Source organism: Candidatus Rickettsia kedanie (genome assembly GCF_045865205.1).
GTDB lineage: Bacteria > Pseudomonadota > Alphaproteobacteria > Rickettsiales > Rickettsiaceae > Rickettsia > Rickettsia australis.
This window is the reverse complement of record NZ_BAABMM010000005.1, coordinates 32707-46160: the sequence shown is the minus strand read 5'-3', so window position 1 is coordinate 46160 and position 13454 is coordinate 32707. Positions and strand designations below refer to the sequence as shown.

The window sequence follows — 13454 nt, the reverse complement described above, 5'->3', positions numbered from 1 at the left end:
CCTCGACGTGGCAATCTCAGAAATTTTATACTGTCAGCCTACGGCTGCTCGCAAGGCATTGTTGCGTAGACCGGTAAATGCTCTTGTGTCATTCCCGCGAAAGCGGAAATCCAGCATAAAGCGAAATAAATCGAGCTTTTAATTTCAAAAATTTGCTGTATTTATACCTTTTTTCTGGATCCCCGCCTACGCGAGGATGACATCGAGTAGGTTTAGCATCCACGAGGGAATGACATAAAACTCAAATATGATACGAATTTGCTCCGTAGTAAAATTTATTAGGACATTGGCTAGTTCTGGACATTTTATTTAAATATAGCTCTATGAATCTCGGTTCTTTAAAACATATAATATAAGCTACCAAATGCAAAGCAGCTGCAATGAATAAAATCATAATGCCGTTATTCCAAATAAATACTATCATCGTCATTATCATATTTAATGCAGCAAACTTAATACTTACTCCAAATATCATCGGCGGTCTAGTTAACCCTACAAATAAAAGATCAGATGCTAATGCTCCTGACATAAAAAACCTCTATTAATTTATGTTAATATCAAACATAGTTGACAATATTGAATTCGGTACTTCACTATTCACAAAATGTATGTAACCGTTTTATTTTCAAGCGCATCAACCGCTATCTTAATTAATTCTTCTTCGATGAAATTATTACTATCATCTAACATTGATTTCAATAAGTTAATATCTTGTATTTTTATATTATACGGAAATATCTCGGATACCTGTAATATCTCATATGGCAATATTAAATGTTCCGCACTTAATGCAGAAGCAATTGTTGCTACCATTAAGTTAACATTTAATAAATGCGTTTTTTCCTGATTGTCACTCGCAAATGGTGCTATCACTGGTATAATATTATTATCTTCAAAATTTAATAAAATTTCTGGATTAATCATAATAGGCTTGCTTAAAAAAACCAATATTTATAACATCATGATTTACAATTTTTCGGTGAGATAATTTTGACTTTTTTGCTTGCAGTAAATTAGCATCCTTACCTGAGATACCAACTGCATAACAACCTATACTACTTAACTTTGTTACTATAAGCTTGTTAACGTAACTGGATAAAATTTCCATAATAATAGGATTATTTAGAGAACTATAGTCGCTTATTTTACTAATTTTTTGACTAAAATTTCATCTATTTGTGATATTAAAGACGAACTTCGTAAATCAATATGATCATGTACTATATATATTTTAGCACCGCACATCTCAAGCAATCTAACAGATTCAATAAAAGCCGTAAATAATTTATCGTCAATAATAATAGCAGCAGGTAATTTTAGAACTATTGCTTGATGCTTCAACTCACTACTACACTTTAATTATATTCTTAATTATAGCAATGTTATTTAATGAAGAAATACTATCTACCTCTTTACCTTTAAGGTTTGATGCATTTTGCCAAACTAGCTTTAAGTTCTCTTGCACCTTCTTTACTCCTACTACTTACATACATAACATTACATGAGTAGTTTAAAGTTGCAAGAAAATTCTGTACTTCATCGTTAAGGTTTTTACAATCCGTAACTTTATCGGATTTTGTGAAAATAATTTGAAATTCTCTTTTATTTGCAAATAATAGCTCAGCTACTTTCTTATCGTTTTCTTTTATACCCCTTCTTCTTGAGTCAATCAATAAGTTAACTAACCTTAAATTATGACTATTTCGTAAATAATAACCAATTAATACTTCCCACTGTTCTTTGACTGATATAGGAACATTAGCAAAACCATAACCGGGAAGGTCAACTATAATAAGTTTATCTGCAAGGTTAAAAAAATTGATTTGCCTAGTACGTCCCGGAGTATTAGAAACTTTAGCAAGATTTTTATTATTACATATCGTATTTATTAGGCTTGATTTGCCGACATTTGACTTACCGACAAAAGCAATTTCCGGTAATGAAAAATTGGGGATTTGATTTATATTCATAGCACCGGCTACAAATTTAACTTGATGACGAAAAAGCTTACTGCCATCAGTTGATTTTTTATTATTTACCGCTTTTTCATTATTAATCATAGTTTTTTAGATTTGATAAATTTGCAGGTGTTGTATAATCCATTGTAAGAAAAATTAGACGTTATTATATGGATAGGTTTTGTCGTCATTGCAAGAAGGCATTGTTGCGTGGATCAATTTTACCTCTTTGTCAAGACACAGGATGACAACTGATCCACACAACAATGCCTTGCGAGAAGAATTACATAGTAATCAGGGCGAAGCAATGATAAAAAAAACTATCCACGCAGCAATACCTTCACGCAAAGACAGGGAAACCAAACCATGCAACAACACTGAGTTAGGCATGGCATCAACAGGCTTCAATAACGCTATAAGTGAGCTAGAATGACATTTAAAAATATGGTAGCGGGGGCTGGATTTGAACCAACGACCTTCAGGTTATGAGCCTGACGAGCTACCGAGCTGCTCCACCCCGCAATAATTGAGAATTGACAACTTATCTGTGTTATATTGTGATTTAGTCTAATACTATGCGAATATTGTTAGTGTCATTCTTGCATAGATAACGAATAATCATAGATTGCACGGCAATCTAAAAAAAATAATAAAATTCTATAAATCAGAATTTTTTACTGGATTGCGGACATACAACTGCTATGCAATTTCCTCACATAATGATTTGTTATCCACAAACAAAGCCTAACTAGCTTCTTTCTTACCACCGAAAGAAAGACCTGAGAACCTTTTATTAAAATCACTAACACTTTTGTTGGATTGATTTACTACATTTCCGGAACCTTTATTCCATGCCGGATGCTTTCTAAAATCAACATCCATTAAAATTTCACCTGTAGGATGAGTAGACATTGTTTCAAAAACATCGCTTCCTACTTTAATCAAAAACTTTTTATATTCTGGATGTATACCGCTTTTCATAATGATTTTGCCGTTTTAGTCTGAATTATTTTTTTCTTAATAGCTCTAGCGTTACTTGATAAAACATTATCATCGGCTTGTAAAATATATGCATCAAAACCGCCGGCTTTTTCCACTGCACTAATACATCTAGCATTAACCGATAATCTATATTCTCCGGCTGTTATATCACTTGCAAACTTAACTGACCTTAAATTAGGCTCAAAACGTCTTCTAGTTTTACGTTGAGAATGTGATACATTGTTGCCGTATAAAACACCCACACCTGTGAGTTCGCACTTACGTGACATAAGCTAAATACCTTAAAACTTATAAATATATCAATAGATAAAGAGTATAAAGTAATACTCCCTTAGTGTCAAGAGCTAATTACATTCCGTCTAGTGAATAAATAAAGATAGGTACGATGTATTTATATGTGAAATAGGCACAAGCCAAGCCTAACATAGTACCGATAACGATTATACGGAATTTTGCAGGACTAAAAATTAAAATAACTATTCCAAGAATAATTACTATTTTTATTATATCATCTGTCGTATAAGAGCTAGAGTTTATAGCATAAACATTTAGGTTTATACCTAGAAATATTATTATACATAATAAGTGCTTAAACATTTTATACCTCTATAGGACCGGTAGTTAATCCATTTATAAATTGTTTTAAATAAGGATTATCACTATTACGCATTTCATCTTTACTACCGTACCATTTAATTTTTCCTTGATAAATCATAGCTACTTCTTTAGCTATTTTTTCGGCACTAATCATATCATGAGTTATAGTAATCGTAGTTGCCCCTAACTCTTCTTGGATTTTTATAATTAATTCGTTGATAACATTTGCCATTATAGGATCAAGCCCTGTGGTAGGTTCATCAAGAAATAAAATCGACGGTGTACTACAAATAGCCCTAGCAAGGGCTACTCTTTTTTGCATTCCTCCCGATAATTCGGAAGGGTAAAGATCAAGTATTCTAGGGGACAAACCGACAGAATTCAGCTTTGCACCGGCAAGGTCGTTTTTTTCTTTCTTAGATAATTTTTTAGTCTCGAAAGTAACATTATCACGTATATTTAAGGAGTCAAATAATGCTCCGCCTTGAAATAAAAAGCCTATACCGTCCATAATCTCAAATTTTTTTTTACTTGAAATATCTTGGATTTCTACATTATCAATAAAAATTTTACCTTTATCAGGTTTAATCAGTCCTACTATATTTTTAATTAGAACCGATTTGCCACTACCAGAACCGCCTAAAATAACTAATGAACTACCCTTTTTTACATCCAAATCTATTCCATCTAACACCTTATGATTAGCAAATGATTTATATAATGACCGAATTTTAATTTTAAATTCTTCCACACTCATGCATACTCCAAATAAAAAAACTATAGATGAAGTTTAATTTGAAAAAGAGCAAGGCTGCGTACGACTCACTTTTACCTCTATCATCCCGCGACTTGATCGCAGGATCCAGTTAAAAACACTAATATTAGTGTTTTTAGTTGTTTTCTGGATACCGTGGTTAAGACACGGCATGACACCAAGTGAGTTTTTCTAACTACGCAACAAAGCCAATTTGTCAAATTAAACGAGTCTATACTTTAAAAAATAATTCGGTTATTAAATAATTGCTTATTAAGATACTGATAGAAGAATTTACTACTGCCGAGGTAGTGGCTCTTCCAACTCCCTTAGCCCCTTTACCTGAATAATAACCGCTATAGCAACTTATTATAGAAATAATAAACCCAAAAATTCCCGCTTTAACAAGACCGGAAATGACGTCAATCGGTTCCAAATACTGAAAAGTGCTAGTTAAATAAGCCGTACTATTAAAATCAAGTTTATATACCCCTACTAAATAACCGCCCATAACACCGATTATATCCCCGATTAAAACAAGACAAGGCATTGTAATAATAGTTGCTATTACTCTTGGAAAAACTAAATATTTAATAGGATCGGTAGATAAAGTATATAAAGCATCTACCTGTTCCGTTACTCTCATTGTCGCTATTTCGGCGGCGATTGATGCCCCAACTCTTCCCGATACCATTAGTCCGGCTAAGACAGGTCCAAGCTCTCTAGTCAGCGACAATACTACTACCGTTGCAATAGAGCTTTCAGCTGAGAAACGGGAAAAACCAGTATAGCTCTGTAATGCAAGTACCGCACCTGAGCAGAAAGTCGTCATCGCAACAACCGGCAGCGAGTGAAACCCGATAAATAATAATTGTCTGATGATGAAACTCAAATATAAAGGCGGTCTTATGATACTGCTAACGGCAGCAAAGCTAAACAGAGAAAAGCTGCCTACACTTTGTGCAAACTTTATAGTACGTTTACCGACCGAATTAGCTATATTTAATAACATTTGTGTATATTTTTTATAATTTAAGTACTCTATGTCATGCCTGCAAAAGCAGGAATCCAGTGAAAGCGTATTTTATACGCTTATTTTGTTAAACACGCATTTTTCATACCAATATTTAAGATATTTGATTAGATTCCTGCTTTCGCAGGAATGACACCCTGAACGTTCATACACTAGAATGGCATCACACATAGGCATCTACTCAATATAAATTCTCTTATACCTACTACCGAGACTAGTCAATACCTCATACCCTATAGTACCTATAATACTCGCTATTTTATCGGGCGTGCAATAATTTCCGATAATTTCCGCTTCCTGCCCTAGAAAAATATCAAGCGGTGGTAGATCGGTAACATCGATATTTATCAAATCCATCGATATTCGCCCTACTATAGGAACGCTGCGACCATTAATAAATACTTCGCCTTGATTGCTAAAATTACGACTAAACCCATCGGCATAACCAAGCGGTAACGTGGCAATAACACTATCACGCTTAGTTGTAAAAGTCATATTATAACCGATATGGCTATCTAGTGTCAAATTCTGTAAATGAATTATAGGAGCTTTTAAGGTTACGGGATTTTTCATTACAGGATTAAGCCCATATAAAGCAGCCCCTGGTCTTGCTAAATCAAAATGGTAATCCTGCCCTAAAAATATGCCGCCGGAATTAGCAAGGCTTGCTTTGACGTTTGGGAAATATTGTAAATAAGCTTTAAATATGTTTAATTGCTCTAGATTATAAGGATTATCTATTTCCTCAGAGATAGCTAGATGGCTTATAATATATTGTAAATCTAGCCCTTGTAATAAATCACGATCATTAATTAGCTGCTCTATCTCATCAGAGCTTAAGCCAATACGATTAATCCCCGTATTGAAATGTAGATAACAAGGTAATAATCTGTGTTTCAAATCACTAAATTTTTGCCAAATTTCTATTTGTTTTAAGTTATTTAGAACAGGGGTTAAATTATATTCTATAAGCTCTAAAGCATCATGTTCAAAAACGCCGTTAAGAACTAAAATATTAACATCTAACCCTAAAGCTTTGCGTAAATTCACTCCCTCCTCGCTTGTGGCTACAAAAAAATGCCTACAATTTTCTTCTATTAAAGCTTTAGAAATTTGCACTGCTCCAAGACCGTAACCGTTAGCTTTAACGGCAGCACCGACTAATGATGTTTTGCAAATACTTTGTAATAAAAGATAATTATTTTTTATTGCAGATATATTTATCTCTAGAGTACACAAGCTCATAGTATATTTCTTAACTCTTTTATGATAATTGGCATTACCGGTATTATATGAAATTTTGGAGGTAAGTCACCTACTTCTATAGTATCGGTAACAAAAATATTATCTATTATCGAAGTTTCAATTTTATCTTTAGAACCGCCAGCAAGCACAGCATAAGTTATAAAAGCACTAACCAATAAGGCCGCATGTTCTTTTAAAAATCTTACTGCTTTTATGATTGTTTCACCGCTATCTATAATATTATCAAGTAATATGCAATTTTACTCTCTACATTACCTGTTATTAATATCATCTCGCAATTATTATTTATATCCCTTTTTGTTTATATAAGCTGAATCTATATTTAATAAATTACTAATTTTTTAACACGATTGATACTTCCTTTATCAGGTGCAACTATAACGCAATTGCTATAAGTTCTTAAAAACGGGATATATAAATTTATAGGTTCAAGATTAGAAACAGGAATATTAAAAAATTTCTCTATTTTATCGAAATGTAAATTAATAGTAATTACATAGTTTACTTCGAGCTTCTCTAAAAAATCCGCTATTAACTTAGCAGGAATGATATTTTGAGAATTGATACTATCTTGCCTTGCATAACCGCAATAAGGCATTACTAAAATTATTCGACTTGCTCCCGCTTTTTTTTTGCTGCATCTACTAGTAAGAACAGCTCAATTAAGCGATCATTAACGGACTTTGATGTGGATTGTATTATGATTACATCTTCATTATGAAACGATTCTTGAATTTCTACTTTTATTTCGGAATCATTGAAATAGGTAATTCTCGGCTCAATATATTTAATGCTATAGCTAAACGAGATGTAAGTAACTTATTACTAATGCCTGCTAAGATCTTCAGGGAGATAATGTTTTAAAGTGCTTGAGTCCTGTGGCTTGACCATAGTACCTGACAGTTTTTAAAAAGATCTCGATGTCATTCCCGCGCAAGCGGGAATGACATCGAATCCTAAAAAATGATACATTTAAGAACGACTTTCTAATTTTTGTATTAGTGCCTCAAATCCTTGATTTTTTAAAGTATCAGTAAACTCATCTTGTTGAGCCCCAATAAGACTTACACCTTCCGTAATTATATCAGAAACTTTAAAAATATCTTTTCCGTTCCCTTTCATTTCACGTACAAGATATGCCACTTTAATAGGGTCTTGCTCTTTATTACTAATGATATTCATAGCAACCATAAAATCGGTCGAGCTTAAAGGACGAACTCCTACTATTTTAGGCTGTGCACCTTTATAATCTTTTATTAAATCAGTATAAGATTTAGTAACATATTTAGAGTAAACTTTGATGAATTCCTGAACCTGCCCACCTGATAAAGTTTTTATCCCGTTTCTGCCTAATGTATATTTAGCCATCCAATCAAAATCTAGGTTCTGAGACATTAATTCACGTGCTTTAGCAATTTTTACTCGCTCAGATAGCTTACTATCGTTTAATATACTAGAAGCTTCATTTACTAAATTAGTAACGTAATCATTCAAACCAGTAGGCACTTTCTCGCTAGAATAAGCGGAACACGTCATAACTAATAAAAATAAACCTGTAATAATTTTTTGCATATAATCCTCGTTAATTTAATTAATTCTTGGGTTTAGGACATTTAAAATTTTCAGGATATTGAACTGATGCTTCACGAACACGATGTAATGCTGATCTCATAGCCACATAAGGATCGGTAGAATTCTTCATCACATAATCACTAAACGGTAATACTACATATCGATCGTTTATTTTACTAACTGCTAGTACTCCTAAGTCAAAATCATTATGAGTGTAGTACATTAATGGATTAAGAGCATAATTAGTAACTACCGAATCCGTCATATCTCTTGCGTTAGTACTACCGATTATCGGCAATACTAAATAAGGACCTGGGGCAACTCCATAATGTGCAAGGGTACTACCGAAAGTTTGACGTTCAGACGGCAAACCTACTTTACCTGCCACATCAAATAAACCGCCTATACCAAGCGTCGTGTTAATGAGAAACCGCCAAACGCTTTTCATAGTTTTATTGTAATTTAACTGAAGCACGTAATTTACCGCCGTAAGCGGTGTATCGACATTACTGACGAAACTATTAACGCGTGCTTTTACGTAATCATTCGTTATATTCTTATAACCTATCGCTAAAGGACGCAATATTATATAATCTAGTACAGAATTAAATGCAAACACTTTACGGTTAAATTTTTCGTATGGATCATAAACTTCCAAGCAACCGTTTTCATTTCTTCCACCATTATAGTTATATATGTCATTATCAACATATTCAAGATCAGCTCTTGCGAATAATGAGCATAGTATAATAGATAGTATAATTAAAATTCTCATTGATTTATGTTATTTTCTTACAAACAATAATACTATATTTATTGTTGTCCGCTAGTATTATTTCTTCCGAAGTGAATATAGTAAAATTATTTTTTTGTAAAATATTATTTATTTCATTCAAGTTAAAAATAAATTCTTTGCGTTTTACTGAGAATTGCGTCTTCGCGGCGTTTGGTAAACAAAGGGCAAAATACCCTTGTGCACTAAGAGATGAGTATATTAAATTAAAATATTCTATTAAATTGTTAGTAAACGATAATCCGCAAAAACTAAAAATAATATCAAATTTATTAGAGTTTTGTTTTAAAAATTCATCGATAGCAATATTATATATTTGATCGTAAATTTTAGTGTTCGGGTAATATGTTTCTTGTAAATCATTCATTAAAGTAGAAATTTCTACACCGGTTAAAGTAAAACTTTCCGGAAAACGTTTTTGTATTTCATAACCTACCAGCCCTATATTACTTCCAAGTTCCAAAATAGAATAATTATCCGGTAAATCAGATATCTGCTTGAGTGTATCATTAACAAACCTATACGGGAGATGGATATTTTTATCGTTATTAAAAATAGTAGGATAATATTGTGCAGTTAAATCATGATATTTTCCCCAAATTTCTTGAGGTATTTCAGTAATATCCTTATAATTTTTCAAAAAATTTATAAATATAGCTTTATATTGTGCATTAGATTGTTCTAAATATTCTATAGCTTGTCTGTAATTATTTTTTAAAAAATAAACCCATCCGAGTTGATAATATACTTTAGAATCATTAGGATTAAAAAATTTATCGACTAGTTTAAACCTAAGCAATGCATCATTTAAATTACCTCTATATAAATGATCAAGTCCAAGCTGATAATTAGTTTCGGCTAAATGAGAGAATTTATATTTACAATCACTTATATAATTTCTAAATTCTAAAATTTTATTCTTAATAAAATTCGGTATATTTATTATAGTTAAGCAATAATGTTTGATTTTGTCTTTTATTTTACCGAGCATAGTTTAATTACTAAATTAATATTCCTTACTATAATAAAGCATATCTTGATAAATTTTTAAATAAAATAATTTTATTGCGATTAAAATTGCTGTATTATCGCTTATTAATGTCATTCCCGCGGAAGCGGGAATCCAGTACTTTAAGGATTTTTAAAAGCTCGCTTTACTCTGGATTCCTGCTGTCACAGGAATGATATCAAACTATCTCATTAATACGAACTCAAAATTATGTCAATTATTTCTACGAGGCTAAATTCTATAAAGCCGTCACCAACCCTTGCAGTTGTAAAGAAAACCCTTGAACTCAAAAAATCGGGAGTTGATATTATTGCACTTGCTGCAGGTGAGCCTGATTTTGATACGCCTGACAATATTAAGGAAGCGGCGATTAAAGCGATTAAAGACGGCTTTACTAAATATACTAACGTTGAGGGTATGCCTCTTTTAAAGCAAGCAATAAAAGACAAATTCAAACGTGAAAATAGTATAGATTACGAACTTGATGAAATAATAGTAAGTACCGGCGGTAAACAAGTTATATATAATTTATTTATGGCATCCTTAGATAAAGAGAATGAGGTAATTATTCCGGCACCCTATTGGGTTTCATATCCTGATATAGTTGCACTTAGCACAGGAACACCTGTTTTTGTAAATTGCGGAATTGAAAATAACTTTAAATTAAGTGTAGAAGCTTTAGAATGTTCAATTACGGATAAAACTAAATGGCTTATTATTAACTCACCTAGTAATCCAACAGGTGCAAGCTATAACTTTGAAGAGCTAGAAAATATTGCTAAAGTTTTAAGAAAATATCCTCATGTGAACGTAATGTCCGATGATATTTATGAACATATTATTTTTGATGATTTTAAATTTTATACATTAGCCCAAATAGCACCTGATTTAAAAGAGAGAATATTTACCGTAAACGGAGTATCTAAAGCTTATTCTATGACGGGTTGGCGTATAGGCTACGGCGTGGGCTCTAAAGCTTTAATTAAAGCAATGACTATTATTCAGTCGCAAAGTACTTCAAACCCTTGTTCAATAAGTCAAATGGCTGCTATTGAAGCATTAAACGGTCTTCAAGATTATATCAAGCCTAATGCTTTAAATTTTCAAAAAAAACGTGATTTTGCTTTATCAATTTTGAAAAGAGTAAAATATTTTGAGTGCTATAAGCCGGAAGGTGCGTTTTACTTATTTGTTAAATGCGATAAAATATTTGGGCATAAAACTAAGTCAGGAAAAATAATTAGCAATAGTAATGATTTTGCCGAATATTTACTTGAAGAAGCAAAAGTTGCCGTGGTACCCGGTATCGCTTTCGGATTAGAGGGATATTTTAGAATCTCTTATGCTACTTCTATGGAAGAGCTAGAAGAAGCTTGTATGAGAATTGAGAGAGCTTGTGATGCTTTATAGTACTAAGCTGTCATACCGCGGCTTGACTGCAGTATCTAAAGAAGAAATAATATTAACAATGTAAATCTTTATATGGATACTGCGGTCAAGCCGCGGTATGACACCGGCAAAACAAATCATGCGGAAAGTTTTTAAAAAATTTTTAAAAAATAATAAATACGTACTTAGTATAATTACTATTTTACTATATTGGTATTTGCTTTTTGTTTATTTTACATCAAAACAGCAATTTATTTTTTACGATAACGGCAATAAGGAAAAATTCCTAAACGAACAAGGGGTAATTTTTGCATTTTGGCATAATATGCTTGCCTTAAGTCCGGCTATGTTTATAGGACATAGAAATATCTATGCTTTAATATCACCGCATTTAGACGGGGAAATTTTAAACGCTTTAGTAGGAAAATTCGGTTGCAGAGTGATAGTAGGTTCTACTAATAAAAATTCAATTGGAGCTTTACGTAATATTATAGGTAAGTTATCTCAAGGGGCAAATATAATAGTCACACCGGACGGTCCTAAAGGACCGGTATATAAAGTAAATAGCGGCATTACCGAAATTGCTTATAGATATAACAAAAAACTTATTCCTATAGTCAGTTCCACTTCTAGATGTTTCAGGTTAAAAAGTTGGGATAAATTAATAATACCCCTACCGTTTGGTATCATTAAAATCATAGTTGGCTTACCTTTAGAACTCATAAATGATAAAATACAAAACCATATAAGCCTTGAAAAACAACTAACAAGCTTAACAGAGAGCTTAAAGAAATGATGTTATTATATTATGCTTTAAGCTTTATATTATTGCCTGTTTATTTTATCATAATTCTTATACGCTTATTAATAGGTAAAGAAGATATAAGACGCATCCAAGAACGTTTTGCTATAGGTAAGTATCGACCAGACAACTCCTTCTTAATATGGATCCATGCAGCTAGCGTCGGTGAGTCTATGGCAGCTTTAACATTAATATATAATATAAGTAAACGCTATCCTGAAATTCGTTTTTTAGTAACTTCTTGGACTAACAGCTCCGCTAAAATATTAACTGCCAAATTACCTAAAATAGCAGTTCACCAATTTTTACCGATAGATAATATTATTTTTACTCGAAAATTTTTAAAAAATTGGCAACCTAATTTAGGTATTTTTATAGAATCGGAATTATGGCCGTGTACTATTAATGAAGGAGCGAGGCAGTGTAAATTGCTGTTAGTTAACGCACGTATTTCCGATAAATCATTTAAAGCTTGGCTAAAAAGAAAAAGCTTCTTTCAGCTTATCCTCAAACATTTTAGTAACATTATTGTGCAAAGCGAGCGTGACTTACAAAAATTCAATGAACTTGGCGTATCAGATGCAATTAATTTAGGCAATATTAAATTTGCCAATGAAAAACTTCCAGTTAATCAAGAAGAGCTATCAAAATTAAGCTCACATTTAGACAATAGACAAATGGTGGTATTTGCTAGCACTCACCCTGAAGATGAAGAGGTGATTTTACCTATAATCAAAAACCTACAAGAGCAATTTTCAGATTGCTATATTATCCTAATTCCAAGACATCCCGAGCGAGTTAAATCCATTATCGATAATTGTAAATCACATAATTTATCCGCGACCGCTAAGTCACAAAATGATTTACCTGTTTTAAGCAATGATATTTATATAGTTGATAGATTCGGCGAAATGGGATTATTTTTTTCCTTAGCTACAATTTCTTTTATCGGCGGTTCTTTTAAACAAGGCGGACATAATATTTTAGAAGCGGCATATTTCTCTAATTGTATTATATTCGGTCCCGATATGAGTAAAAACACCGATATCGCTAAAGGAGTACTGCAAAATGAAGCAGCTATCCAAATCAAAAACGGTGAAGATTTACTCACCAAACTAACATATCTCCTTAGCCCTAATAATTCTCTAGAACTTAAAGCTTATCGTGAAAAAGCTTTAAAATTTGTTGAGAATAACCAAAAAGTCCTAGATGAATATTTGAAGGTAATTACGAAGTTTCTTCCATAGCTAAGGCTAGTTAATAAAAGTAGAATTTTCAA

Annotated in this window: 18 protein-coding genes, 1 tRNA gene and 1 pseudogene; 3 read left to right on the top strand and 17 right to left on the bottom strand. The window is 32.3% G+C overall.

Annotation, left to right across the window (positions count from 1 at the left end):
• Positions 1-241 precede the first annotated feature (241 nt).
• The 17 genes and pseudogenes from ACKTSD_RS00690 to ACKTSD_RS00610 all read right to left on the bottom strand — a co-directional run bounded on the left by ACKTSD_RS00690 (position 242) and on the right by ACKTSD_RS00610 (position 9966).
• Positions 242-529 (bottom strand): type IV secretion system protein VirB3, encoded by a 288-nt coding sequence (locus tag ACKTSD_RS00690; protein WP_412707540.1) that lies wholly within the window; start codon positions 527-529, stop codon positions 242-244.
• A gap of 12 nt (positions 530-541) precedes the next feature.
• Positions 542-1465: pseudogene (locus ACKTSD_RS00685) on the bottom strand (amino acid kinase family protein).
• On the bottom strand, positions 1419-2060 hold the full coding sequence (gene yihA, locus ACKTSD_RS00680) for a ribosome biogenesis GTP-binding protein YihA/YsxC (RefSeq protein WP_412707539.1): 642 nt from the start codon (positions 2058-2060) through the stop codon (positions 1419-1421). Before yihA ends, ACKTSD_RS00685 begins: the two are co-directional and overlap by 47 nt.
• Before the next feature lie 343 nt (positions 2061-2403).
• Positions 2404-2480: transfer RNA gene (locus ACKTSD_RS00675), tRNA-Met, on the bottom strand.
• A gap of 222 nt (positions 2481-2702) precedes the next feature.
• Positions 2703-2939, bottom strand: a complete 237-nt coding sequence (gene rpmE, locus ACKTSD_RS00670) for a 50S ribosomal protein L31 (RefSeq protein ID WP_412707538.1) — start codon at positions 2937-2939, stop codon at positions 2703-2705.
• Positions 2936-3229: a 50S ribosomal protein L28 gene (gene rpmB / locus ACKTSD_RS00665; protein WP_412707537.1), complete on the bottom strand. Its 294-nt coding sequence runs from the start codon at positions 3227-3229 to the stop codon at positions 2936-2938. The genes rpmE and rpmB overlap by 4 nt, the downstream gene beginning before the upstream one ends.
• Before the next feature lie 79 nt (positions 3230-3308).
• On the bottom strand, positions 3309-3557 hold the full coding sequence (locus ACKTSD_RS00660) for a DUF5510 family protein (protein ID WP_412707536.1): 249 nt from the start codon (positions 3555-3557) through the stop codon (positions 3309-3311).
• A gap of 1 nt (position 3558) precedes the next feature.
• Positions 3559-4314, bottom strand: a complete 756-nt coding sequence (locus ACKTSD_RS00655) for an ABC transporter ATP-binding protein (protein ID WP_412707535.1) — start codon at positions 4312-4314, stop codon at positions 3559-3561.
• Positions 4315-4347: 33 nt separating this feature from the next.
• Positions 4348-4485, bottom strand: coding sequence for a hypothetical protein (locus ACKTSD_RS07795; protein ID WP_456237190.1), 138 nt, complete (start codon positions 4483-4485; stop codon positions 4348-4350).
• Between the two features lie 58 nt (positions 4486-4543).
• Complete coding sequence (locus tag ACKTSD_RS00645) at positions 4544-5323, bottom strand: MlaE family ABC transporter permease (protein ID WP_412707534.1); 780 nt, start codon at positions 5321-5323, stop codon at positions 4544-4546.
• 198 nt (positions 5324-5521) lie between these two features.
• Positions 5522-6589 (bottom strand): alanine racemase, encoded by a 1068-nt coding sequence (locus ACKTSD_RS00640; RefSeq protein WP_412707533.1) that lies wholly within the window; start codon positions 6587-6589, stop codon positions 5522-5524.
• Positions 6586-6804: a hypothetical protein gene (locus ACKTSD_RS00635; RefSeq protein ID WP_412707560.1), complete on the bottom strand. Its 219-nt coding sequence runs from the start codon at positions 6802-6804 to the stop codon at positions 6586-6588. Before ACKTSD_RS00635 ends, ACKTSD_RS00640 begins: the two co-directional genes overlap by 4 nt.
• Before the next feature lie 128 nt (positions 6805-6932).
• Entirely contained in the window at positions 6933-7208 is a 276-nt protein-coding gene (locus ACKTSD_RS00630) for a ribose-phosphate diphosphokinase (protein ID WP_412707532.1), read from the bottom strand.
• Positions 7209-7216: 8 nt separating this feature from the next.
• Positions 7217-7357 (bottom strand): ribose-phosphate pyrophosphokinase-like domain-containing protein, encoded by a 141-nt coding sequence (locus ACKTSD_RS00625; protein WP_412707559.1) that lies wholly within the window; start codon positions 7355-7357, stop codon positions 7217-7219.
• 225 nt (positions 7358-7582) lie between these two features.
• Positions 7583-8182 carry an MlaC/ttg2D family ABC transporter substrate-binding protein gene (locus tag ACKTSD_RS00620; protein WP_412707531.1) on the bottom strand — a complete coding sequence of 200 codons (600 nt, stop codon included), beginning with the start codon at positions 8180-8182 and terminating at the stop codon, positions 7583-7585.
• 19 nt (positions 8183-8201) lie between these two features.
• Positions 8202-8957, bottom strand: coding sequence for an MlaA family lipoprotein (locus ACKTSD_RS00615; protein ID WP_412707530.1), 756 nt, complete (start codon positions 8955-8957; stop codon positions 8202-8204).
• A 4-nt stretch (positions 8958-8961) separates the two neighbouring features.
• Complete coding sequence (locus tag ACKTSD_RS00610) at positions 8962-9966, bottom strand: methyltransferase domain-containing protein (protein ID WP_412707529.1); 1005 nt, start codon at positions 9964-9966, stop codon at positions 8962-8964.
• A 228-nt stretch (positions 9967-10194) separates the two neighbouring features.
• Here ACKTSD_RS00610 and ACKTSD_RS00605 point away from each other — a divergent pair, with 228 nt between their 5' ends.
• From ACKTSD_RS00605 to waaA, 3 genes are all read left to right on the top strand, one after another.
• Positions 10195-11394 carry a pyridoxal phosphate-dependent aminotransferase gene (locus ACKTSD_RS00605; protein WP_412707528.1) on the top strand — a complete coding sequence of 400 codons (1200 nt, stop codon included), beginning with the start codon at positions 10195-10197 and terminating at the stop codon, positions 11392-11394.
• A 118-nt stretch (positions 11395-11512) separates the two neighbouring features.
• Positions 11513-12169, top strand: coding sequence for a lysophospholipid acyltransferase family protein (locus ACKTSD_RS00600; protein WP_412707558.1), 657 nt, complete (start codon positions 11513-11515; stop codon positions 12167-12169).
• A complete protein-coding gene (gene waaA, locus ACKTSD_RS00595) occupies positions 12166-13422 on the top strand; it encodes a lipid IV(A) 3-deoxy-D-manno-octulosonic acid transferase (RefSeq protein ID WP_412707527.1) in 1257 nt (418 codons plus the stop codon). Before ACKTSD_RS00600 ends, waaA begins: the two co-directional genes overlap by 4 nt.
• Positions 13423-13454: the final 32 nt, after the last annotated feature.